The sequence below is a fragment of the Burkholderia pseudomultivorans genome, from assembly GCF_001718415.1.
Lineage (GTDB): Bacteria > Pseudomonadota > Gammaproteobacteria > Burkholderiales > Burkholderiaceae > Burkholderia > Burkholderia pseudomultivorans_A.
Genome location: NZ_CP013378.1, coordinates 785718 through 807904, shown reverse-complemented (window position 1 = coordinate 807904; position 22187 = coordinate 785718). Strand labels below are relative to the sequence as shown.

Here is a 22187-nt window from a genome sequence, read left to right as displayed (position 1 = left end):
GCTCACTCGTTGTATTCGAACGCCTTGAAACCCGCCAGCTTGATCAGTGCATCGCGCTTGGCGGCCTGGTAATCGGACTGGACCATCTCCTTGACGAGCTGCGCGAACGGTGTCGCGGGCTTCCAGCCGAGCTTTTCATGCGCCTTCGTCGGGTCCCCCAGCAGCGTTTCCACCTCGGCCGGCCGGAAATAGCGCGGGTCGACGCGAACGATCACGTCGCCGACGGCGATCTTGCTGTCCCGGCCGTCAATCGCCTCGACCACGCCGACCTCGTCGACGCCATGTCCCTCGAAACGGATCGTGATGCCGAGCTCGGCTGCTGCGCGCTGCACGAAGTCGCGCACGCTGTACTGCACGCCGGTGGCGATCACGAAATCCTCCGGCTGCTGCTGCTGCAGCATCAGCCATTGCATTTCGACGTAATCCCGCGCATGCCCCCAATCGCGCAGCGCCGAGAGATTGCCGAGGTACAGGCAATCCTGCAGGCCGACGGCGATACGGGCGATCGCACGCGTGATCTTGCGCGTCACGAAGGTCTCGCCCCGCACCGGCGACTCGTGATTGAACAGGATGCCGTTGCACGCGTAGATGCCGTACGCCTCGCGATAGTTGACCGTGATCCAGTACGCATACAGCTTCGCCACCGCGTACGGGCTGCGCGGATAGAACGGCGTCGTCTCTTTCTGCGGGATCTCCTGGACCAGGCCGTAGAGTTCCGACGTGGATGCCTGGTAGAACCGCGTCTTGTTCTCGAGCCCGAGGATGCGGATCGCCTCGAGAATGCGCAGCGCGCCGATGCCGTCGGCGTTCGCCGTGTACTCGGGCTCCTCGAAAGACACGGCGACATGGCTTTGCGCAGCGAGGTTGTAGATCTCGTCGGGCTGTACGCGCTGGATGATCCTGACGAGGCTGGTCGAGTCCGACAGGTCCCCGTGATGCAGTACGAATCGAGCGTCGGACACGTGCGGGTCCTGGTACAGGTGGTCGATGCGATCCGTGTTGAAGAGCGACGAGCGGCGTTTGATGCCGTGCACGTGGTAGCCCTTGTTCAGCAGCAGCTCGGCAAGATACGAGCCGTCCTGGCCGGTTACGCCTGTGATCAATGCAACTTTGCGGTCCATGTTGTTTCCTTACCGGGTTTCGTGATGGTTTCGATTGACAGCGGAAAGCCTCACCCTGCGTTGCTCTCGTATCCGTAGTAGCCTGCGTAGTAGGTGCCGTAGCCGACCCGTCGCTGCGGTACGTCGGTGAACAGCGCGCCCTTCACGATCACGCCGCCGTTCCGGAGCCGCTTCACGCTCTCCCGGATCTCGGACAGCGGGTGGAAGCCGTGTCGCACGACCAGCAGCGTCGTCGCCGCGTGTTTGCCGATCAGCACGCAGTCCGTAACCGCGAGCACCGGCGGCGTATCGACGATCACGATGTCGTAGTGACGCGAGCCGTAGTCGAGCAGCGCGCGGAACTGTTCGCTCATCAGCAGTTCGGACGGGTTCGGAGGCGACATGCCGTTGGGCAGCACGTCGAGTCCGGGCACCACGTCGCGGAGCACCATGCGGTCGAATTCCGCTCCGCCGATCACGTCGGACAAGCCTGCCCGCCGCTTCAATCCGAAATACGTGTGCACGTCACCGCGCCGCATGTCTGCATCGATCAGCAGGACGCGCTTCCCGGTCGCAGCCAGTACCGCCGACAGATTCGACGAGATGAACGTCTTGCCGACCTCGGGACGCGACCCGGTCACCATCACGATGTTGTTTTCCGCGTTGAGCAGCGCAAACTGCAGTGCGGTGCGCAAACTGCGCACGCCCTCGATGGCGACGTCGGTCGGCGCCTCGACCGCCAGCACGCGGGCATTCGCGCTGCCGGCCTGCGAGCCGCGATGGATCTGCTTCTGTTTCTCGCTGTGCGGCACGACGCCGTAAACCGGAAGTCCGATCGACTCGATTTCCTCGGAATGCTCGACGCCGCCATACAGCGCCTTGCGCACGAAGGCCGCGATGACGCCCGCCAGCAGACCGAGCACGGCGGCAAGCGCCACGACGACCGGCCGGTTGGGCCGGAACGGCCGTTCCGCGAGTTCCGCATAGTCGACCACGCGAACGTTACCGACCTGGCCAGCCTTCATGATCTTGAGCTGCTGCGCGCTGTTGAGCAGGTTCGTATACAGCTCGGTATTGACCCGCACGTCGCGAAGCAGCCGCAGCGCGGTCTGTTCGGTGTCGGGCAGCATCGATATGCGACGCGTCAGTGCATCCTGGGTCGATTGCATCGCCTTGATCTGCGCATCGAGCCCCGCGATCGACGGATGCGTGGGCGCGAAGCGCTCGGCCAGCCCGAGCCGCTGCTGCTGAAGATCGAGAAGCTTCGTCTTGTTGTCGACGATCTGTTGCAGCAGCAGCCTGCTTTCCTCCGACAGGTCGACCGTGCCGTTCTTGTTGCGGAACGCGTTGTAGCGGTCCTCGGCCCTGTCGAGCTCCTTGCGCAGCTGCGGCAACTGCTGATCGAGGAAGGTCAGCGTATGTTCAGCCTCGGCCGATTTGCGGTCGATGTTCTGCTTCACATAGTTGCGCGCGATCGCGTTGACGGTTTCGGTCGTCCGCGCATTGTCGGCACCGTCCAGCTTCAGGCCGATGATGCCGGAGTCCTTCGTCTTCTCGTCGATCGTCAGCGACTTCTGGATCGCGTCGATGGTCGCGAGCGTGGAATTGCGCACCAGCTGGAATTCCGTCTCCGGACGGGCAACGAGACGTTCGACGACAAGGTGCGCGACACCCTTGTCCTTCAGCGCGCCGCCGGCCTCGACGCCGGCCTTCCCGCGCAGCACGAAGTTGCCGTCCGGGTCGTACAGTTCATACGACTGGTCGGCCGTCGCCTTCAGCACGAACGTCTTGCGGTTCCAGGCGTCCGGCACGTCGAATTTCGACACGACGATGCGCTCGCCGCCCCATGCGAATCGCTTGAGGCCGAACATCGGCGCGGCCACGCCGTCGTTGCCGGCCCTCCGTGCGAACCACGCGCCGACGATCGGGAAGTACCGCGGCTGAACGACGATGTCGAGATGCAGCTGACTGACCGCTTCGCCCACGACCATCCGCGAGCGGATCAGCTCGATTTCCGCGGCGGCGGTCGCCTTGGTATCGAAGATGGACGCCAGTTCCCCGAGGGCGTCCTTGGCCGAGCCCGAATTGTCCTCGACCTGGATCATCGCGTCGGCGCGATAGACCGGATGCGAAAGGAACGCGTACAACACGCCGACGAACACCCCGATTGCCGTGATGACGGCAATCAGACGCCAGCTCTCCGTGAGGACGACGAGATAGTCGGCAAGCCGTACCGCGTCACCTGCGGCCGGATCGTTGATTGGGTTTTCTTGTATCGAGGCCATGCGATCAATGAAATATTCGAATGATTGCGTCTAGCCAATTCGGCATGTACTGCTCGATCTGGGCGATGGACGCTTCAAATACGGCGCGATCCTGTCGATACGGATCGATGACGTCTTCGCCCTCGCTTTCGCCCAGGCGAAACACCTTGCCCTTGGCAAAGGCGTAACACTCTTCGATTCTCCTTTTCTGTTCCATCGTCATCGCGAGCACCAGGCTGGCATCGCGTACGTACTGCAGGTTCACCGGCGACGCGATATGCCCGCTGATGTCGATGCCGCGCTCGGCCATGAGCGCGACCGCGGTCGAATCCGCCGGCCTGCCCGACAATGCACTCAGGCCTGCGGAGACGACGCGCACGGTCGACAGTCTTGAAGCCAGCAAACCTTGCGCCATCGGGCTGCGACAGATGTTTCCTTCGCAGACGATCAGAATCGTGTTTTTCATTTCGTCGCAATCGCGCCATACAGGCCGGCATTGATCGCCGGCAGCAGCAGGTTCAGTACCCGGCTGATTCGTACCAACCCGTTGCCGTCGACGTAGACCACGTCCTTCGGCTGCAGCTCGAACTGATTCGCCAGAATCATCGCGACCGGGGAGCGCGCGTCGAGGTGGAAGACCTGGGGCGCGGTATCGCTCGATCCGCGGATCACATACAGTTGGGCGGCGTCGGCCGTCGCACTGTTGAGACTGCCGACCTGCGAGATCGCGTCGCTCAGCGACAGCCTGCCGTTGCGCATCGGAATGGCCGTCGCCGGCTTCGACACTTCGCCCATCACATAGACGCCGTTGTCGTCGCGGGACACGATGCGCAGCAGGTCGCCGTTCTGCAGCACGATGCCGGCCGGGTTCTCGCCTCGCGCCAGCAACTGCGGAAAATTGATCGGATAGGACGTGCCGTTTCTGACCAGCACCATCCGGCTCTGGTCCGCGGTCTGGGAAAAGCCGCCCGCGCGGCTCACGGCGTCGTACAAAGTCATCGGAATGTCGCTGATCGCCTGCGGACCGGGCGTATGCACCTCGCCGTCGACATAGATCTGCTGCGACCGGAACGACGCGATGCGAACCGTCAGCTGCGGCCGGTTGAACACCGTCGCGAGCCGTTCGTACAGCTTCGCCCGCACCTCGTCGACGCGAAGTCCCGCCACGTGCAGCGTGCCGGCATACGGATAGCTGAGATTGCCGTCCTCGCCGATCACGAACCCGGATGCCGGATCGGCCGGGCGCAGCGCGCTCTGGGTCTGCGTAGTCGGTGCGCCGGACAGCTCCGGATGGTCCCAGACCGTGATCTGCAGCACGTCGCCGACACCGAGCGTGTACGGTTGCGGCTTGCCGATCAGCCCGCGGATACGCTCGTCGCCTGCCCCTGCCTCGGCCGCCCGAAGCTGTTGAATCAGGTTCAGGTTGATGTCGGTAATGGGGACGTCGACATCCTTTTTCGGTTCCTGCGCACTGCCGCTCTCAACCGGCAGCGTCGCCGGCGACGACATCCGCATCCCGGGCGCGATACCGCACGCCGCCAGCATCGTGCTCGCCGCGGTCGCCATCAGGATTCGCACCGTGTTTTGACGAATCCGTCCCGCCGGCTCGTCAGGCCCTCGCCAGAAGCATCCCATCTGATCTTCCCCGGTTTTTGTTGAATTCAATACTCATGCGTCGACTTCGACTGCCGCTCAATACGCATTCCGATTCACCAACCCCTTCGCTACCGTCGCCAGCACGATCCGCATATCCAGCGCGAACGACCAGTTCCGCAGGTAATACAGGTCGTACTCCACGCGCTTCTGCATCTTCTCGAGCCGATCGGTTTCACCGCGATAGCCGTTCACCTGCGCCCACCCGGTGATCCCGGGCTTGATGCGGTAGCGATGGATATAGCCATCGACGACCTTCTGATACAGCCGGTCATGCTCGATCGCATGCGGCCGCGGCCCGACTACCGACATCTCGCCGCGCAGCACGTTCAGGAACTGCGGCAGCTCGTCGAGACTCGTGCGCCGCAAAAAGCGTCCGACGCGGGTGATGCGCGCATCGGTCCTGGTCGCCTGCGTCACCACACCGGCCGCTTCGGCATGCACGCGCATCGTCCGGAACTTGAGGATGCGGAATTCGCGCCCGTCCGCGCCCTTGCGGAACTGCTTGAAGAACACGGGGCCCGGCGACGACAGCTTCACCGCGATCGCGATCAGCACCATCAGCGGCATCAGCGACAGCAGCGCCACCGCGGCAAACAGGCGATCGAAGATCTCCTTCTGGATCATTGCGTGGCGCGACAGCGGCGAAGCCACGAGGTTGATCGCCGGCGCACCGACCAGGTCGATCATCGCGCCGTCGAACAGCGCGACGCTGCGCACATCCGGAATGAAGCGGATGTTCACGAGCTCGTCGCCGAATTCGTTGACGAAGCGCAGGATCGTCGCCTCTTCCGACAACGGCAGCGCGAGCCAGATCTCCTGCACGCCGCTATCGCGCACGTACGTCGCGAACCGGTCGAAATCGTGGAACGTCGACACGCCCGGATGCGCGGTCTCCACGACCGGCCGCAGATCGAGGATCGCGGTGGCGCGAAAACCGCTGGCCGGCGAGTCGTCGAGTTTGCGCACCACGTGATGGCAGTGCTGGCCGTAGCCGACCACCGCGACGCTGCGCAGGTTGAGACCGGCCTGACGCACGCTGCGCAGCGCGAGGTGCGTGGTGATGCGCGACCCGATCAGCGTGGCGCCCGTGATCGCGGTCCAGTAGACGAACCACAGTCGCGAGATCACGTCGGCGCGATGCAGCGAGAACATCAGGATGATTCCGCAGGCCTGCACGACCAGCCACGCGAGCGAGATCTTTCCGACCAGCCGCAGCATCGAACGGCCGCGCCACGACTCGTACACGCCGAACGCCGGAAACAGCACGAGTGAAAACGCGATGGCGAACGTGACGACCGCACTGTCGAAATGATTGTCGGCGACCTGCAGAAAACGGAACTGCGACGCCACGAGCGAACCAGCGACGATCAGCACGATATCGAGAAGACGTGCCAGCAACCCTTGTAGCCCGAGCATTTTTCGATCCTCCGTATCCATCCGAGTCTGCCGATCGGCGACGCTTCACCGACGTCCGTAGGTGTCGTCGAAGCGCACGATGTCGTCTTCGCCGAGATACGATCCCGATTGCACTTCGATGATTTCGAGCGGCAGCTTGCCGGGGTTCTCGAGCCGGTGCGTGGCGCCCAGCGGGATGAACGTCGACTGGTTCTCGCTCAGCATGAATTGCTCGTCGCCGCGCGTAACGAGCGCGGTGCCGCTGACCACGATCCAGTGTTCGGCGCGATGGTGGTGCAGCTGCAGCGACAGGCGCCCGCCCGGCTGCACGACGATGCGCTTCACCTGGAAACGATCGCCGTGGTCGATCGAGTCGTAGTAGCCCCACGGCCGCCGCACCTTGCGATGCGTATCCGCTTCGGGCGCCCGCTGCGCACGGATGCGACTGACGAGTCCCTTCACGTCCTGCACGCGCGACCGATCGGCCACCAGCACCGCATCGTCGGTTTCGACGACGACCACATCGGTCACGCCGACGCAGGCAACCAGGCGCCCTTCCGAATGCGCGAAGCTCGATGTCGCGCCTTCGAACACGACCTTGCCGCGACCGACGTTGCCGTCCGCATCCTTGTCGAGCGCAGCCCACACGGCGTCCCACGAGCCGAGGTCGGACCAGCCGGCGTCGAGCGGCACGACCACGCCGTCAGCGAGACCGGCCTGGGACGTCAGTCGCTCCATCACCGCGTAGTCGATCGAATCGGACGGCGACTCGCGAAACGCTTCCTCGTGAGGCCGGAAGAACGGACCGTCGGCGACGCCGTTCTGATAGGCCGCGAGGCACGCGGCGTGCATGTCGGGGCGCAACGTACGCAGCGTGTCGAGCCAGACGCTGGCGCGCACGACGAAGATGCCGCTGTTCCACCAATACAGGCCCGACTCGACGTATTGCTCGGCGAGCTCGGCAGCCGGCTTCTCGACGAAGCGTTCGATGCGGTGCGCACCGGAACCGAGCGCATCGCCGATCCGGATATAGCCGAAACCGGTGTCGGGCCGCGTCGGCGGCACGCCGAGCGTCGCGATCGCGCCGCGTTCCGCATGCTCGATCGCAAGCGTCAGCGCGCGATGGAACGCCGCGGTATCGGCAATCGCATGGTCGGCCGGCATCGCGACCACCACCGCGTCTTCGCCGTCGGCGAACGCGGCGGCCGCCGCAAGCGTCAGCGCCGGCGCGGTGTCGCGACGCAGCGGTTCGACGACGATGCGCGCGTCGGCGATCTGGCTTGCGCGCAGTTGCTCGGCGGTCACGAAGCGATGTTCGTCGCCGCAGACGACGATCGGCGCCGCCAGCACATTCGATCCGGACGCGAATCCCTTCATGCGCTGAACCGTCTCCTGGAGCAGCGACTCCGCACCGAGCACGCCGATCAGCTGCTTCGGATACTGCTCGCGCGACATCGGCCACAAACGCGATCCCGATCCTCCCGCCAGCACGACGGGAGCGATACGAACCCGTGCATCGATCGCGGCTTCGCGGTCCGTCTGGACGGAGTCACGATCGACCTTCCTCGTTTCGATCTGTGCGGCCATGATTTGTACTCCTATTAATCGAATCAACGATTCAAACGTCCCTGCTTCGACACCCGCGCTATGATTCCGCTTCGATCTCCGATGCTGCGCGCGCGCGTGCCCGGTATTCGGACGGCGTCACATCCAGGCGTCTGCGGAAGATCTTCGCCAGCCGATCGCCGTTGCCCCATCCGCATCGCCGTGCGATCGTGCCGATCGGCAGATCGGTTCCGGCCAGCAGCTGCATCGTCCGCATCAGCCGCACTTCCCGCAGAAATTCCGACGGCGTCTTGCCGATTTCCTGCTTGAAGCAACGCAAGAAATTTCGTTCGCTCATCGCCGCGACACGGACCGCGTCGCTCACCGATATCGCCCTTTCACAGTTCTGCTGCATCCAGCGTGCCGATGCCCTGGCACGTTCTGCCGACGTCGTCCTGCGCAGGTCCGGCAACGGCTCGTTCGACGCGGACTCGTCGGTCAACGCGAGGCGCATCGCGATTCCGCGCGCCGCGTCGCTGCCGAGGTCGCGTTCGACGAGCGACAACGCCGCTCTTGCCGATGCACTCCGATCGTCCACGCCGGGGACCGCGTCGTTCGCATCACCCGCATGCCGTTTCGTGCGCGCGGCATCGAGCAGCATCCTGCCTTCGCCGATCGTCCTGACGATGCCGGTTTGCGGCACGACGGTGCGCAGCCAGTCGATCATCCGCGCGTCGCGTGCCGCACGCCGCGCGCCCTCTCCGCCGGCCACGAACAGCGCATCGAATGCGCGTGCGGAACCTGCATCGCACGCATACGTCCTGACGCTGATCGCCGAAGACCATGCCACACTGCCGCCGTCCGACGAGTAGAAGCGCACGTCGTACAACGGCCGACCATTCGAGCGTGGCGCATAGATCTCGTTGGCCATCTCGAACACTTCGGTCACTACACCTGCTGCGAGCAGCGAGAATCCGTCGAACACGACTACACCGATGTCCCGAGTCTCGCGCCGCCCTTTCTTTCCCTCTCCGGCTTCTGCTCCGGCATCCGGATAGTCGAGACTCGTATGCCCCATAGCGTGCTCTCGGACGTTGAACCGTATCGCCATCTCTCGTTCGTGACGGACATTGCTGTCCCGTTGCGTCGCATCATACCTAGCTCGCCGAATGGCGAAATAACGCTGACCGATTCGAACAGGTTGTCGTCTGATTAGCCTGCGGGATTTCCCGGGCCCGTCATGCGCGGGCGTCGCGGCGACCGATTCATTCAGCCTCGAACCGCGCCGCGGCGACTGCAAATACGGGCGCTCGCACGACATGCGCCGCACGCGCGGCGGGCGGCGGGCGGCGCGTTCATCGGCGTGTCATCGCGTGTCTGTCCGAGTAGCGCGGCGTGGTGCGAATCGGCTTGTCGAATGCGTCGAAGACGATGCGGCCGACGCATGTGCGCGAGGCACGAAGGTGGCCGGTGCGGCCAGACGGGCTGCCCATGTTCGGCTAGCATCGATCCGCCAGGCATTGCGCCCGCGAAGCGCCTGGCACGATGCGATGCAACACGGCAACGAGGGGATGACAGCAGAATGGTGACGGCGCGCGGCGATCGACTACGACAGTACCGCGCTCGCGATGAACGACGCGATACCCACCGGCAGCGCCAGCAGTGCGAGCAGCGCCATGCGCTTCAGCGTCCGCGCCCGTACGATTTCCCGGGAGCCGCGCGCCCGATGCGAGTGAAGCTCGAGCAGCAGCAGCCCCTGGTTGTGCCGGGCGCCCGCCCACAGGCCGGAGACGATGCTGAAGATCACATAAACGACGATCCACGCGAGACAAATCCTCGACAACGTCAGAAGAACCGTGTTCATGTCGATCGCGCTCCATGGTCAGCGACATCGACCGTCGGGAGACGGCCTGCTCAATCTGCTAGCGTATTGCAACGCAACATGACCGACAGGACAACATTTCCGCCTGATCCGCCAAAGTCGTCACCGATCATTTCTCGATGGTGTTTCAGCGAATCGTCGATTTCGCCGGCCGTTGAGAGAGCATCGCGGCGACAGTAATGATTGGTCCGCGCGAACGACGCGCTGCCGTGCAAGCGAACGCAGACGTATGAAGGTAACGATGCAGGATCACCGCCGTGGCGACAGTGAAGCGCCGCTGCGGATTTGATCTGATACGCAGTCCTTGACGACTGCGCCGATGCGGGCAACCGCCGGCATGCGATGCGGCGAGCCGCGCGCAGAACGGACGGACAGGGTCTCGTTCGCGTGCGACCCGGAAGGAATAAAAAGGCCTGCGCGCAATGCTGCGCGCAGGCAAGGTTCCGAGGAGGTTCCGGGGGTAACGCTACTCCTCGAAAGGCCAGTCGGGAGCTTAGCGCCGCCGTAATTCTCGTGCGCGGACATGGCGGACGCAACCACGATCATGGCCGATTGGAAAGGCTTCCTTGCAACGTGAATGCGAAACGCATGCGACACGCAAGCAGGCGAGCGCATCGTTCGCCGGCGCTTGGCGGAATGATTCGATGTTTTGGCCGACGAGCGCGGTGTCGGCACGCGATGATGCAACGCATGCGCGCTGCGGCACCGCACGTCACGTTACGTCGCGCATCGGCGTGTGCATTAACCAGGCACGCGATGCGCGGAGCGCCGCTGGCCAGCACGCATTCGCTGAACCGTCCGGAGCCGATCGACCATGCTGCCACTCGATACCTTCCTGCGCGTCGTCGACGCCACCCCGCTGATCGCGATCGACCTGATCGTCCCGAATGAAGACGGCGGCTATCTGCTCGGTCATCGCGTCAACCGTCCGGCACAGGGTTTCTGGTTCGTGCCCGGCGGGCGCATTCACAAGAACGAGCGTCTCGACGACGCGTTTCGCCGCATTGCGCGCGACGAACTCGGGCTCGGCGGCCTCGAGCGGGCCGACGCGGAGCTCGTCGGCGTGTATGAACATCTTTACGAAGACAATTTCGGCGGCGAGCCCGGCGTATCGACTCACTACGTGGTGCTGGGCTACAAGCTGAGCGGCAACGTCGATCTCGATACGCTGCCGAATGCCCAGCACACTGCGTACCGCTGGGCCGCCGCCGACGAGATCGTCGTCGACCACACCGTTCACCCGAACACGCAGGCATATTTCAGCGCGGTCACAGCACGATAGTTGCGCACGCAACTTCAACGACAGAACAGGAGGAGACAGATGCCGGATTCCGGCACGAAGCCCGTCAGGCTGCGGTCCGGCCCGGCCGGGCACGACATCGCGCCGCGCGCGGCCGGCGCGGCGCTTTCATCACGACGTCGAGCCGTTCATCCAGGTCGACAGGTCCGTGGCGGATGCGTCGTCCGCCAGTGCGTACATCCGGTTGCGGGCGGCCGTCCGGTATTCGGTCGGCGACATCGACAGATGCTGGCGGAACAGCTTCGCGAGCCGGTCGCCGCTGCCCAGGCCCGTGCGCCGCGCAACCTTGTCGGCCGGCAGATCGGTTTCGACGAGCATGCAGCACGCCTTCTCGAGCCGCACGCGCAGCACGAACTCGGTCGGCGTGACGCCGATTTCGTTCTTGAAGCGCCGCAGGAAATTCCGCTCGCTCATTGCTGCCGCCTGTGCCGCGTCGGCGATCGAGATGCGGTTTGCGCTGTTCACGCGCAGATGATGCGCGGCCGCGCGTATCAGCTCGCTCGCCCGCGCCTCGCGCGGTCCGAACGCGGCGCCCGTCATCTTCCGGCTGGCGCCCGGCATCATGCTGTTCACGATTTCCTGCGCGATCTCGTAGCCCATGTCGTGCGCGACGATCGACAGTGCGGTCGAGAATATGCCTTCGTCGTCGCCGGACGCGTCGGCGCGCTGGTTCGCACCCGGCGCGCTGCCCAGCATGCCCGAGGTCAGCGGCGCGGTGCCCAGCCCCTTCTGGTGCAGCCGGATGCGCGCGAGCAGTTTGCCGCCGCCGCTCGTGCCCTTGACCACGCGCGCGCGCTGGTGCGCGTTGTGCAGCCAGGCCACCAGGCTGTCGTCGTGATCGCTGGCGGGATCCTCTCCGCCGAGCACGAACATCGCATGAATCATGCTCGCGTCGGGCATGCGCGGCGCGTCCGTCCAGATCTGCACGCCCGACGACGATCGGACCGGCCCGCCATGCGCGGAATACAGTCGCAACTCGTAGCGGTCCGCGAATGCGGATCGCGCGCGGCTCAGTTGATTCGCGTGTTCGAACATTGCCGCGAGCCGGCCCATTTGCATGACGGAAAATCCGTCAAGCAACAGCACGATGATGCATTCTCGCGGATGGCCGATACTCAGCCCTCGACCACGACTCACGTTCGACCCCGTTCTCGATATGTTCGACATTGATTGCATCATCGCTGCCTTTTGACGATTTTTTACATTTTCTGCGGCGCATCATATTCGTCTAAATAGCCATTTGACTTGTCGGCGTCTGATTTCGCCTTGCTGTTGACGGATTCAGTCAAGGGGGTGATCCGGCACCGATTTAACGGAATTCGGTACGATGCCACGTGATCGGACAACTTTTGTGCGCTTGTTCATTGATCTGGATCATTGATTTTTTACTGCCGGTTACGTCTGCCGGCGTATTGGAGCCGCGCGACGCGACGTGCACGATGTATGCCAATGCCGATTAATCAAGGCGCACAGCCGGTTTGCGCGCCGATTATCGCGAAGTGGATTACGGCGCGTTACCCCTGCGAGGTTCCGCCATACGAATGATTTCTCGAGCGCATCGATGAAGGGCTGGTAGTCACGCAGGCTGATGGAGGCACGCCATCTAATCCCCGAGACGAGAAACCACAGCTCGCGCGCGAGTGCTGTAAAACGTTTGCGCGCATGCAGTGGCAGATATTCCCCTGTCCATTTCCGCCAATGCTTTCAACGGGTCTGGCATACGAAATGGTATGAGCAATATCGGTTCGTTGCGTGGTTCCGCGGTTTTGGGATAACGCGCAATGACAATCGCGCCCACCCCCATCCGCGGAATCATTCGGCGAGGTTATCGCGTCCTTAATGCCGTGCACCGCGCATGAAAATAAATCATGGAAATGCCCGCAAAGCATGCTGCAGCGCACATAAACAGACGTCGCGCCGCATCGGCGCGTGATACCGGTACCGCGTATTGCGCTCGAGGCGAGATTTATTTACAGATGAATTTTCCGGCTGCCACACGCTGCGCACCGGAAACAATAACCGGGATCGGTAAAAACGACATGCGCGAATGGACGTCGACTAATTGCCGGAATGGTCCGTATGGGCGCTCACCGGAGGTGAACGCATGACTTGACGAATGTCCGGCAAGCCCGCCTAAAGGCCGATACGCTCGCGCGCGTATGCCCGCGCATCCCGATCGCCGGTCGCCAGCAACCGAACCGGGCGCGAACCAGCGTCCCGCCCCGCCAGCGTGTCGCGCACGACCTGCCGCCACGCGAGCCAGCCGACACGCCAGCGGGCCCGCAGCCAGGCGAACGATGCCCGCCGTGCGGCGTGGCCGATACGTCCGGTCAGCGGGTCGACATGCAGCGCGAACGCGACCAGCGCGCCGTTGGCGCAGACGAGGCCGATCAATAGCAGCACCATGGTCGCGTTCCGTGCATCACGGGATGGCTCGGCGTCACGAGCCGGGGTTCGGAGCCCCGTGGTCCACATTCGGGTTCGGCATCAACCTCAGGCGCACGCGCAGCGGCTGGCGCATGTCGGGCGGCGGTGGCTCGGTCAGCGGACCGGCCCCGGTCAGCAGCTGGCGCAGTGCGGCGTCCGCGTTCGAATTGCCGAGCGAGTCGAACTCGACACGCGCGACTGTACCAGTCGCGCCGATCCACGCGCGGACGACAATCGCCGGCGGTGGCGCATCGGACGTCGCGTGTAGCACGCGATCCTCGAGATACGCGTGCAGCGTGTCGGCTGCCGGTCCGTCGCCTTCGAGCCATCCCTGGAACTGGTGGCCGGCCAGTTGCGCATAGCTGATCCAGCTCTGCGGCACGTCGGCCGTTTGCGCTTGCGCCGGCGTGCCGGTGACGAGCGCCCATGCGACGACGAACCCGGCGATGGGTCCAGGTGTGCGATACCGCTGATTTCGCTGCATGACGATCCTCGCTAACCGATAGTCCGCGCGTCGCGCGATGCGCCGTCGCGTCCGTGATGCCATGTCGGCACGCGATTGCGCGCCGTCCGCTGCCCACTCAACCCGGTTCGACCGGTACATACAGCCGTGCGCCGCCGCGCTGCACGAGCAGCGCGATCGTGCCGCGTGCGCGATCGATCTCCTCGGCCAGCGCCGCCGCGCTCGCGACCGGCGTGCCGTTGGCCGACAGTACGATGTCGCCGGCCATCAACCCCGCGCGCGCGGCCTCGCCGCCCGCCTGCTCGATCACGAGCGCCTGCTTCACGCCGAGCTGGCGTCGTTCCTGTTCACTGGCCGCACGCAGCGCGAGCCCGATGCGCGCGAGCCCCGGCGGGTTGCCGTTCGACGCGGTGCCGCTGTCGAATGCGCCGACCGTGGCCTGCACGTGCATTGCCCGGCCCGCTCGCCATACGAGCAGTTCGACCGTACGTCCCGGCCGCGTGCCAGCGATGGTGCCGAGCAGATCGGCCGAATCGGCGACCGCCTTGCCGTCGATCGCGCGCACGACGTCGCCGACCTGCAGGCCGGCTGCCGCGCCGGGGCCGCCCGGTTCGACTTGCGTGACCACCGCGCCGTCGGGATCGGGCAGCCGCAACGAGCGCGCCAGCGCCTGCCCGACTTCCTGCAGCGCGACACCGAGCCGGCCGCGCGTGACTTTGCCGGTCCGCAGCAACTGGTCCTTCACGTCGAGCGCGAGGTCGATCGGAATCGCGAACGCGAGCCCCTGATAACCGCCGGTCTTCGAATAGATCATCGAATTGATCGCGATCACGCGGCCGTTCAGGTCGAACAGCGGGCCGCCCGAATTGCCGGGATTGATCGGCACGTCGGTCTGGATGAACGGGATATAGCGCTCGCCCGGCAACGAGCGCGCCTTCGCGCTGACGATGCCCTGCGTGACCGTATTCGCGAAGCCGTACGGCGAGCCGATCGCCATCACCCAGTCGCCGACCTCGGTACGCGCCGGGTCGCCGGTGACGACCGTCGGCAGGTTGCGCGCGTCGATCCGGATCACCGCGACATCGGATACCGGATCGCTGCCGATCACGCTGCCCTTGAACTGCCGCTTGTCGGTCAGCGTCACGTCGACCGTTGCGGCATCGCCGACCACGTGCCGATTCGTCAGGATGATCCCGTCGGCATCGACAATGAAGCCGGAACCAAGGCTCACCTCCTCGCGGTTGCCGATCACGCGGCGCGCGAAGAACGGCGCGAGCGGATTGTCCGGCGCGATGCCCGGCGGAAGCCGGATGCCCATCTGCGTGACCTCGCGGGTGACGCTGATGTTGACGACCGCCGCGCCGTACCGCTTCACGAGCGCCGCGAAGTTAGGCAGCGTCGCCGCGCCGGCGGCCGCGCCCTGCGCCGGCTTGTCGGCGGCCGATGCCGGCGCCGCCATCGTGAGCGCGGCGAGTATCGCGAGTGCCGCGGCGCCTCGCTTGCAGATTCCCGGATTCACCGTCGTGTTCCCCGTTCGTTCGCGCGGTCGCGACCGCCACATCGCGCGTCGCCTGCATCGCCCGGCCGCTGGTCGCCGCACGCGTTCATTTCGGCGGCACGGCCACGGGCGGCGCAGGACGCTGTGGCGTGACCGACTTGCCCCAGTTCGAGCCGAAGCGATTGCGCTCGGTCGACAGGTTGAAGGTGCCGACCCGGCTTGACGGTGCCGTTGCGAGGCCTTCCGCCGCTGTCCGGGACGCAGCGCCTTCCGGCGTCGGCAAGGGCTTCAGTTGCGCGCTCAGGCAGTCGTACGACAGCGCGCGCTTGCCATCCACCTCGGCATCGACGCAGATCGGCCGCGTCGGTGCCGCCGCCGGGGTGCCGGCTGCCGGCGGCCGGTCCTGCGCATGCACGCTGCCCGCCAGCCACAGGCACGCAAGTGCCACGCCCATGTTTCGCCGTCCGGTCATGCCACCCTCCGTATGCTTGTGCCGCCGCGATTCGGCGGCTTCGTCACGTGCTGTCCTGCTGCGGCACACGCGCGACGAAACGCGCGAACGCCGCATGGTCGGATCGCGTGATCTCCGCGCTCGACACCGCGTCGGGTTGCGCCCAGGCCTCGCGCATGCCGCCGATCGGCTGCCAGGCCTGCACCTGCGCGCCGGTCGGAAACAGCGTCGCGCGCGTGTCGCGATAGTCGACGCGAAAGAACCGCGGCGCGTCGGCACCCGCCGTCCACAGATCGCCGACGTCGCGCACGCTCGCTTCGAACCAGAACCGCACCCAGCGCACCGCGTCGTCGGCGGGCTCCGGATCGCCCGGCGCGCGCTCGTCGGGCACCAGCATGAAGCCGGCCAGCGCGAGCAGGACGGCTGCCAGGTCGTCGTCGCGCAGCGACCGATACGACCACAGGTCCTGCACGTCCGCGCATGCGAGCACGGTCGTGAACCGGCTCATCGTGAACGCCGGCCATACGCGTCGCGCGAGCGCGTAATGCCGTTCCCACTGTTCGACGAAGCGCGCGCGATGGCGCGCCGAGACGCGCGCGTCGCGCAGGCCGCGCACCACGAGTTCGTCGGGCTGGCACTGTCGGGTCGTCAGCACGCAGCGTGCGGCGACGCGCGCGCTGCGGTGGCGCACTTGGCCCGGCATGCCGGGCATCGGCTCGAGCGCGCCGGCGCAGAGCGGGCAATATGCCGGCATCCCGGCAGGTCCGGCCGGAAACGCGTCGGGATCGGCAGCGCGGGCGTGCGCCGGCCCGGCTGCCGCGCGACCGGGCAGATGCGCATCGGTCGGGCCGGCGTCGGGCGCGGGACTCGTCAGGATCATGGCGAAGCCTATTGCGCGGTCGCGAGCGCCTTCTTCAGCGCATCTTCGTTGATCGGCGCGTTGCCGCCCAGCTTTGCCAGATACGCCTGGGCACCCTGCTGCGTGCGCTGCGCGCGCAGCATCGCGCGCACGCGCTCCTTCACGTCCGCGAGCGGACGTGGCGCGGCGGCGCGCACGTCGATCAGTTTCACCACGTGAAAGCCGGTCGGCGTCTGGATCGGCCCGGACACCTGGCCGGGCTTCAGCGCGTCGGCCGCCTGCCGCACGGCCGGCACCAGCATCGGCTCGGGCACGAAGCCCATGTCGCCGCCATTGGCCGCGCTGGCCTTGTCCTGCGAATTCGCTTTCGCGAGCGCGGCGAAATCGCCGTTGCGCGCGCGGCTCGCAAGATCGGCGGCCTGCTTGCGCGCCTTGTCGACGGTCGCGGCGTCCGCGTTCGGCGGGACGGCGATATAGATCTGCGCGACGTGCAGCGCGCGCGGCGCGGTAAACGCAGCGCGGTTCTGGTCGTATACGGTCTGGATTTCCGCGTCGGACGGGTAGTCCGCCGGCGGCGCATTGACCGACGCGAGATAGCTGCGCACGATAATGTCGCGCCGTGCCTGCTCGATGGCCGCCTGCACGTCCGCCTGCTTGTCCCAGCCCTTCGCCTTCGCCTCGGCGAGCACGGCCTTCTGCGCAAGGGTCGCGCGCACGACCTGGTCCATCGCGGCCGGGTCGGCCGCGAGGCGCGTGCGCCCTTCCTCGCCGAGCGACTTCAGCAGCGTCGCGATATCGGATTGCGTGACCGACGCCTGCGCCGCGTTCGCGATCACGTCGTCCTGCGCGGCTACTGCCAGCGGCATGCTCAGCATCAGGCTGCCTACGATCATTGCAAGATTCTTCACCGTCTTTCCCGTTCCTGTCTGACTGCTGCCCTCGATTCCGGATGTCGCGCGACGCGCGACGCCCGCCTTTCTCTACGGCGCGCTCGCGACGAGCACGCGCACCACCACCGGCTGCGTCATCCCGGACGGCGGCGCGACGCCGACCGCCCGGCCGACCAGCGCCGCGCGCAGGTCGGCGGCGAATGCCGGGCCGATTCCCGGCGTACTCTCGACCCGCGCGATCGCGCCGTTGCCATCGAGCCAGGCCTTCAACCGCAGCGCACGCGGCGGCGCGCCCTCCCCGTTATCCTGCGCCGCCTGGTGTTCGAGATGCCCGCGGACGCGGCAGGCGGCCGCGTCCGCGCCATCGTCGAGCGCGACCGCCAGATGCTGCGCGACGCGTCGCGCATAGTCGACCCACGCGGCCGGCGCATCGTCCGCATCGACGGCCTGCGCGGACCGCGGACGAGCCACGCCGATCCACAGCGCGCGCAACGTCGCGCCGAGCCGCGCGAGTCCGTTCATCGCCCGGCCGCTTCCGCGCGGGCGTCGGTGGCCGTGTCGGCGGCGACTTCGGCGCCGTCCGCCGCCGGACCGGTAGCTGCCGCACGCGCGGCGGCTTCCTGCTCGGCGAGCGCCGGCCGGTTACGCAGATGCAGCAGGAATTCCTGCACCATCCGGTCCCACAGCTCGATCGTCGAGCGCAGGTAGCGGGTCGACACGCCGCCCGCAACGATCACGTCCATTTCGAGCGCGAGGAACGGCCCGTGGCTCGCGAGCCGCGCGAAGCGTTTCGTGCGATTCCAGTCGGCGACCAGTTGCGCGGGCAGCTCGCCCTGCACCTGCAGCACGCAGCTGAGCGTGTAGTCGAGATAGCGTGCATCGGCCGCGTCCCGCGGCTGCGCGGCCGGCACCACATTGCCGAAGCGCACCGCGAAGCCGACGCCCTGGCTCGCGCTCATCAGCTGCACCGCACCGTTCTGCTCGGTGGCCGTCACCCGGTAGCCGGCGGCGCGAAACACGTCGGCAAGCTGCTCGATGCCGACCGCCTCGATCAACTGCTCCGTCGGGTGCTCGCCCGACGCTTCCATCTTGTTGCCCTGCATGGCTCGGTTCCTTTTTTTCAACGAGTCGATCGGGTCGGCCGGCACGCGCCGTCGATCACGGTGTGCCCGACGGCGCGGCCGTCGCGGCGGGGGCGGATGCATTCGCGGCCGCCGCCGGACGCGCCGCCGGGTCGTACTTGCCCGCATACAGCGCGTCGCCGTAGCGCTGCGCGATATCGTCGTACCTCACGCGCGCCGCATTCGCGAACGGCTGTCGCGACGCGAAGATCGTGCCGATGCCGACATGCTCGTACGCGTCGAGAATGTCGTGGCCGACGCGATACAGTTCGGCATTGTGGGCCTGGCAGGTTTTCAGCTGCGTGTCACGCGCGCCGATTTCGGCCTGCAACTGCTTGTGCTGCGCGTCGCGCGAGCGCGACACGGTCAGCAGGTCCTCGTACGACGCCTTGTACTTCGCGAGCGCCTGCGCGTCCTGTTCGCGCGCCGCACGTTCCTGCGCCAGCGCGCGCTTCGCGGCCGCCTCGGCGCCCGAGTCGCCCTTTGCCGCCGCGAGTTGCGCCTGCGCGGTCTTCAACTGCGCGAGCGCGGCGTCGCGCTGCTGTTCGGCGGCCGCCTTTTCCGCCTGAAGCTGCGACTGCGTGTCCTGCAACTGGCGCAGTTGCTGCACGGTCGAGCGCAGCTGGCCGCGCAGCTTGTCCTCGATGCTTTGCGCGCCGGCGGGACCGGCGGCGGCCAGCAGCGCGCCGGCGAGGGCCGCCGCGAGCAGTGCGTGTTGAGCGGTATTCATCCGGCTCTCCATCAGAAGCGGGCGTTGAGCTCGAGTTGCAGCACGTCGATCGACACCGGCGGCCCGTACACTTCCTTCGCGCTCAGGTAGCGCGCCGACAGCCAGGTGTCGCGTGCGACCGCATAGGCCGCGCCGATCACGTAGCCGCGCGCGTTGGTGCCGCCGAGGTGGAAGTCGGAATCGTTGAACGCATCGAGTACGGCGTCCGGTTGCAAGTACTTGTACGCAATCGAGAAGTTCCACTGCCCCTTCGCGCGCGGTTCGGGCTCGCCGATCGTCGCCTTCGCGAGGAAGCCGTTCGGGCCGCTGCGATAGTCGGCACGCGTCGCGTTCACCGACGTCGACTCGTAGTTGTTCACCGGCAGCGACGCCGCGCTGAACGCCTTGTTGTCGTTGTACGCGAGGTTGCGCACGTACTCGCCGTCGAGCCGCAGCTTGAAGCGGTCGGCGACCACCGTATCCCACTGCGCCTTCAGGTCGAGCAGCCGGTAGTTGTACGCGAGGCCGAACAGCTGCGGCTGCGGCGTCAGGCCCGGCGCGAGGTTCGGGTTCTGCACGATGTTGCGCAGCGCGATCAGCGTGTTGCCGCCCTGCATGAACGACGGCGCCTCGTTGTCGGTGCTGCAGCTCGTCGCGCCGAGATACAGCGCGCACGGCGACGACAGCGTGCCGCGCATGTTCTGGAAGTCGTAGTACGCGACTGCGCCCTTCAGGCGGTTCTTCGCGTCGATCTTCCAGTCCGCGCCGAACTGCGCGCCGAACATCCACTTCGTGTCGCTGCCGGCCTTGTCGGTGCTGTTCGACGGGAAGTTCTCGCTCGTGTACTGGATCGGGAACACGCCGAGCGTGCCGAACAGCGTGACGTCCGGCACGGCGGGCAGCGCATGGCGCAGGTTTACCGCGAGGCCGTCCATCTCGAGATCGTCGGAGAAGATCAGGTCGGACTTGAAGAACGGGTTGTCGAACCGGCCGGCGCTCACGTTCAGCCAGGTCGTCGGCTTGTACGAGAAGTACGCCTTGTTCAGCCAGATGTTCTTCTTCGCGAAGCCGCCGCCGGCGGTTGCCGTCGTCGACACCGGCCCGTTGTCGTTGCCGCTCGCGAGCTGCACGCCGGCCGTCAGCGTGTCGGACAGCTGCGCGGTCACGCCGAGCCGCGCGCGGTAGCGCAGCAGGTTGTTGCGGTTCTGCGTAGTGTTCTGCGTCGGCAACTGCGTCGTATTGGTGTTCGGGTTGATGTCGAACCCGCCGCCCTGGTTGATCGCCGCGAAGTTCGTCACGTTGTTCGCGTTGCGGCTGCCGTAGAAATGGTATTCGTCGCGCACGCGCAGGTCGCCGTCGAGCGTGATGCGCGACACCCAGTCCGGGAACGTGTTCGGCTGCGCCCAGTTCTCGGACTTGGCGTGCGCGATCACTTCCTGCTTCACCTGGTCGCGGATCTGGTCGCGTACCACCTGCGGCACGTACGGCACCGACACGTCGCCGGGCTGCGTCGGCGCGTTGACGACCGCGGCACCGCCCACCGCGCCAGGCGCACGCGCCGTCCGCGCCTGCGCGGCTTCCGTGCGCGCTTCGCTGATCAGCTCGCTCGCGCTCTGCTGCGTGAGCACGCCGCGCTTGACCAGCAGGTTGATCAGGTTGATCACCACGCTTTCGGTCGGCGCGGCCCTGCCGGTGGCCGCCTGCGTTTCGAGCGACTGCGCATGGCTGGCCGGCGCGCACGTCAGCCCGAGCGTCAGCGCCGCCGCGCCGACGCGCGACAGTCGATGGGGCATCGCCCCGCTGCGGGGAACCCCACCCCGTCCGTTCATCTTCTGCATCATCAAAGCACTCCGAACAATGACCGTTCTTCTTCCGGCAGCATCCGTGCGTCGGACCTGCCCCATGACGTGTTCGCCGCGCGCGCCGTCAGGCCGGCTTGCGGCCCTGCAACCTGACGAGCACCGGATACGCGGTCGCGGGCGGCGGCGCCTCGTCGACCCTGCCGAGCGACTCGACCGCCGCCACCACGGCCGCGTCGATCTTCGCGTCGCCGGTCGACTGCGCGATCGTCACCTTCGTGATGCGCCCCGACGGATCCATCCACAGGTTCAGGCTGCCCGCGAACCGCGCGCCGCCCGCGTCCTGCACCCCCTTGTCCTGCTCGATCGCGCGCTGCAGCACATAGACCATGTACTGCGCATAGCTCGCGTTGCCGAACCGGCCGCCGCCGCCGCTGCCGACCATCCCCGAGCCATCGCCCGCGCCGATGTTGAAGCTGTCCGTGCCGGCCTGCGCAGGCGCGTTCATCGTCATCTGCTTCGGCTGGTTGTCCGACGGCTTGGGCGCCTCGGAGGGCTTCGGCGCGACGGTCGGCTTGTCGACCGGCGTCTTCACCTCCTCCTTCACTTTCTCGGGCGGCGGCTTCTGCTTCGGCGGCGGCGGGGGCGGCGGCAGCGGAATCACCGTCGTCACCTGCGGCGCGCTCGCGCGCTTCACGCCCGCGGTGTCGCTCGCGAAATGCCAGATCAGCGCCGCGATCGCCGCGACCACGAGCGCGATCACGACCGGCTTCACGTAGCGGCCCGGGCCCTTGTCCGGCGAGCCGCCGTTGTAGGTCATTTCCATCG

The 22187-nt window shown here is 66.3% G+C and carries 21 protein-coding genes; 1 reads left to right on the top strand and 20 read right to left on the bottom strand.

Features of this window, described 5'->3' with window-relative positions; all coding sequences use genetic code 11:
• Positions 1 to 2 precede the first annotated feature (2 nt).
• The 8 genes from gmd to WS57_RS16270 form a co-directional block, all read right to left on the bottom strand.
• The gene (gene gmd, locus WS57_RS16305) at positions 3 to 1121 is read right to left on the bottom strand and encodes a GDP-mannose 4,6-dehydratase (protein ID WP_009689731.1); all 1119 of its coding nucleotides are present in this window, start codon (positions 1119 to 1121) and stop codon (positions 3 to 5) included.
• A gap of 50 nt (positions 1122 to 1171) precedes the next feature.
• Complete coding sequence (locus WS57_RS16300; RefSeq protein ID WP_059519318.1) at positions 1172 to 3385, bottom strand: polysaccharide biosynthesis tyrosine autokinase; 2214 nt, start codon at positions 3383 to 3385, stop codon at positions 1172 to 1174.
• Between the two features lie 4 nt (positions 3386 to 3389).
• Complete coding sequence (locus WS57_RS16295; RefSeq protein WP_009689733.1) at positions 3390 to 3830, bottom strand: low molecular weight protein-tyrosine-phosphatase; 441 nt, start codon at positions 3828 to 3830, stop codon at positions 3390 to 3392.
• Positions 3827 to 4930 carry a polysaccharide biosynthesis/export family protein gene (locus WS57_RS16290; protein WP_009689734.1) on the bottom strand — a complete coding sequence of 368 codons (1104 nt, stop codon included), beginning with the start codon at positions 4928 to 4930 and terminating at the stop codon, positions 3827 to 3829. The genes WS57_RS16295 and WS57_RS16290 overlap by 4 nt, the downstream gene beginning before the upstream one ends.
• Before the next feature lie 126 nt (positions 4931 to 5056).
• Positions 5057 to 6436, bottom strand: coding sequence for an undecaprenyl-phosphate glucose phosphotransferase (locus WS57_RS16285; protein WP_009689735.1), 1380 nt, complete (start codon positions 6434 to 6436; stop codon positions 5057 to 5059).
• Between the two features lie 45 nt (positions 6437 to 6481).
• Positions 6482 to 8002, bottom strand: coding sequence for a mannose-1-phosphate guanylyltransferase/mannose-6-phosphate isomerase (locus WS57_RS16280; RefSeq protein ID WP_009689736.1), 1521 nt, complete (start codon positions 8000 to 8002; stop codon positions 6482 to 6484).
• Between the two features lie 58 nt (positions 8003 to 8060).
• Complete coding sequence (locus tag WS57_RS16275) at positions 8061 to 9071, bottom strand: GlxA family transcriptional regulator (protein WP_230945454.1); 1011 nt, start codon at positions 9069 to 9071, stop codon at positions 8061 to 8063.
• A 495-nt stretch (positions 9072 to 9566) separates the two neighbouring features.
• Positions 9567 to 9824, bottom strand: coding sequence for a hypothetical protein (locus WS57_RS16270; protein ID WP_009689738.1), 258 nt, complete (start codon positions 9822 to 9824; stop codon positions 9567 to 9569).
• 832 nt (positions 9825 to 10656) lie between these two features.
• Between WS57_RS16270 and WS57_RS16265 the strand changes: the two genes are divergently transcribed.
• On the top strand, positions 10657 to 11124 hold the full coding sequence (locus WS57_RS16265; RefSeq protein WP_059519322.1) for a GDP-mannose mannosyl hydrolase: 468 nt from the start codon (positions 10657 to 10659) through the stop codon (positions 11122 to 11124).
• 129 nt (positions 11125 to 11253) lie between these two features.
• Here the strand turns inward: WS57_RS16265 and WS57_RS16260 are convergent, their stop codons facing one another.
• From WS57_RS16260 to WS57_RS16205, 12 genes are all read right to left on the bottom strand, one after another.
• Entirely contained in the window at positions 11254 to 12201 is a 948-nt protein-coding gene (locus WS57_RS16260; RefSeq protein ID WP_069244542.1) for a helix-turn-helix domain-containing protein, read from the bottom strand.
• Between the two features lie 1074 nt (positions 12202 to 13275).
• On the bottom strand, positions 13276 to 13548 hold the full coding sequence (locus tag WS57_RS16255; protein ID WP_009689742.1) for a hypothetical protein: 273 nt from the start codon (positions 13546 to 13548) through the stop codon (positions 13276 to 13278).
• 34 nt (positions 13549 to 13582) lie between these two features.
• Positions 13583 to 14053 carry a hypothetical protein gene (locus WS57_RS16250; RefSeq protein WP_009689743.1) on the bottom strand — a complete coding sequence of 157 codons (471 nt, stop codon included), beginning with the start codon at positions 14051 to 14053 and terminating at the stop codon, positions 13583 to 13585.
• A 97-nt stretch (positions 14054 to 14150) separates the two neighbouring features.
• The gene (locus WS57_RS16245; RefSeq protein ID WP_155741287.1) at positions 14151 to 15491 is read right to left on the bottom strand and encodes a Do family serine endopeptidase; all 1341 of its coding nucleotides are present in this window, start codon (positions 15489 to 15491) and stop codon (positions 14151 to 14153) included.
• A 145-nt stretch (positions 15492 to 15636) separates the two neighbouring features.
• Complete coding sequence (locus WS57_RS16240) at positions 15637 to 15984, bottom strand: hypothetical protein (protein ID WP_009689745.1); 348 nt, start codon at positions 15982 to 15984, stop codon at positions 15637 to 15639.
• A gap of 61 nt (positions 15985 to 16045) precedes the next feature.
• On the bottom strand, positions 16046 to 16861 hold the full coding sequence (locus tag WS57_RS16235) for a hypothetical protein (protein WP_009689746.1): 816 nt from the start codon (positions 16859 to 16861) through the stop codon (positions 16046 to 16048).
• A gap of 8 nt (positions 16862 to 16869) precedes the next feature.
• Positions 16870 to 17733 (bottom strand): peptidylprolyl isomerase, encoded by an 864-nt coding sequence (locus tag WS57_RS16230; protein ID WP_009689747.1) that lies wholly within the window; start codon positions 17731 to 17733, stop codon positions 16870 to 16872.
• A gap of 87 nt (positions 17734 to 17820) precedes the next feature.
• Positions 17821 to 18252, bottom strand: a complete 432-nt coding sequence (locus WS57_RS16225) for a hypothetical protein (protein ID WP_069244541.1) — start codon at positions 18250 to 18252, stop codon at positions 17821 to 17823.
• Entirely contained in the window at positions 18249 to 18833 is a 585-nt protein-coding gene (locus WS57_RS16220; RefSeq protein WP_009687056.1) for a YbjN domain-containing protein, read from the bottom strand. The genes WS57_RS16225 and WS57_RS16220 overlap by 4 nt, the downstream gene beginning before the upstream one ends.
• A 55-nt stretch (positions 18834 to 18888) precedes the next feature.
• Positions 18889 to 19581, bottom strand: coding sequence for a hypothetical protein (locus WS57_RS16215; RefSeq protein ID WP_059519327.1), 693 nt, complete (start codon positions 19579 to 19581; stop codon positions 18889 to 18891).
• 11 nt (positions 19582 to 19592) lie between these two features.
• Positions 19593 to 21401: a putative porin gene (locus WS57_RS16210; protein WP_081056905.1), complete on the bottom strand. Its 1809-nt coding sequence runs from the start codon at positions 21399 to 21401 to the stop codon at positions 19593 to 19595.
• An 85-nt stretch (positions 21402 to 21486) separates the two neighbouring features.
• The gene (locus tag WS57_RS16205) at positions 21487 to 22185 is read right to left on the bottom strand and encodes an energy transducer TonB family protein (protein WP_009687059.1); all 699 of its coding nucleotides are present in this window, start codon (positions 22183 to 22185) and stop codon (positions 21487 to 21489) included.
• Positions 22186 to 22187: the final 2 nt, after the last annotated feature.

Coding starts and splice junctions, on each gene's coding strand:
- gmd (WP_009689731.1), bottom strand. CDS start 1,121: ATGGACCGCAAAGTTGCATTGATCACAGGCGTAACCGGCCAGGACGGC.
- WS57_RS16300 (WP_059519318.1), bottom strand. CDS start 3,385: ATGGCCTCGATACAAGAAAACCCAATCAACGATCCGGCCGCAGGTGAC.
- WS57_RS16295 (WP_009689733.1), bottom strand. CDS start 3,830: ATGAAAAACACGATTCTGATCGTCTGCGAAGGAAACATCTGTCGCAGC.
- WS57_RS16290 (WP_009689734.1), bottom strand. CDS start 4,930: ATGGCGACCGCGGCGAGCACGATGCTGGCGGCGTGCGGTATCGCGCCC.
- WS57_RS16285 (WP_009689735.1), bottom strand. CDS start 6,436: ATGCTCGGGCTACAAGGGTTGCTGGCACGTCTTCTCGATATCGTGCTG.
- WS57_RS16280 (WP_009689736.1), bottom strand. CDS start 8,002: ATGGCCGCACAGATCGAAACGAGGAAGGTCGATCGTGACTCCGTCCAG.
- WS57_RS16275 (WP_230945454.1), bottom strand. CDS start 9,071: ATGGCGATACGGTTCAACGTCCGAGAGCACGCTATGGGGCATACGAGT.
- WS57_RS16270 (WP_009689738.1), bottom strand. CDS start 9,824: ATGAACACGGTTCTTCTGACGTTGTCGAGGATTTGTCTCGCGTGGATC.
- WS57_RS16265 (WP_059519322.1), top strand. CDS start 10,657: ATGCTGCCACTCGATACCTTCCTGCGCGTCGTCGACGCCACCCCGCTG.
- WS57_RS16260 (WP_069244542.1), bottom strand. CDS start 12,201: ATGCAAATGGGCCGGCTCGCGGCAATGTTCGAACACGCGAATCAACTG.
- WS57_RS16255 (WP_009689742.1), bottom strand. CDS start 13,548: ATGGTGCTGCTATTGATCGGCCTCGTCTGCGCCAACGGCGCGCTGGTC.
- WS57_RS16250 (WP_009689743.1), bottom strand. CDS start 14,053: ATGCAGCGAAATCAGCGGTATCGCACACCTGGACCCATCGCCGGGTTC.
- WS57_RS16245 (WP_155741287.1), bottom strand. CDS start 15,491: ATGGCGGCGCCGGCATCGGCCGCCGACAAGCCGGCGCAGGGCGCGGCC.
- WS57_RS16240 (WP_009689745.1), bottom strand. CDS start 15,984: ATGGGCGTGGCACTTGCGTGCCTGTGGCTGGCGGGCAGCGTGCATGCG.
- WS57_RS16235 (WP_009689746.1), bottom strand. CDS start 16,861: ATGATCCTGACGAGTCCCGCGCCCGACGCCGGCCCGACCGATGCGCAT.
- WS57_RS16230 (WP_009689747.1), bottom strand. CDS start 17,733: ATGATCGTAGGCAGCCTGATGCTGAGCATGCCGCTGGCAGTAGCCGCG.
- WS57_RS16225 (WP_069244541.1), bottom strand. CDS start 18,252: ATGAACGGACTCGCGCGGCTCGGCGCGACGTTGCGCGCGCTGTGGATC.
- WS57_RS16220 (WP_009687056.1), bottom strand. CDS start 18,833: ATGCAGGGCAACAAGATGGAAGCGTCGGGCGAGCACCCGACGGAGCAG.
- WS57_RS16215 (WP_059519327.1), bottom strand. CDS start 19,581: ATGAATACCGCTCAACACGCACTGCTCGCGGCGGCCCTCGCCGGCGCG.
- WS57_RS16210 (WP_081056905.1), bottom strand. CDS start 21,401: ATGATGCAGAAGATGAACGGACGGGGTGGGGTTCCCCGCAGCGGGGCG.
- WS57_RS16205 (WP_009687059.1), bottom strand. CDS start 22,185: ATGGAAATGACCTACAACGGCGGCTCGCCGGACAAGGGCCCGGGCCGC.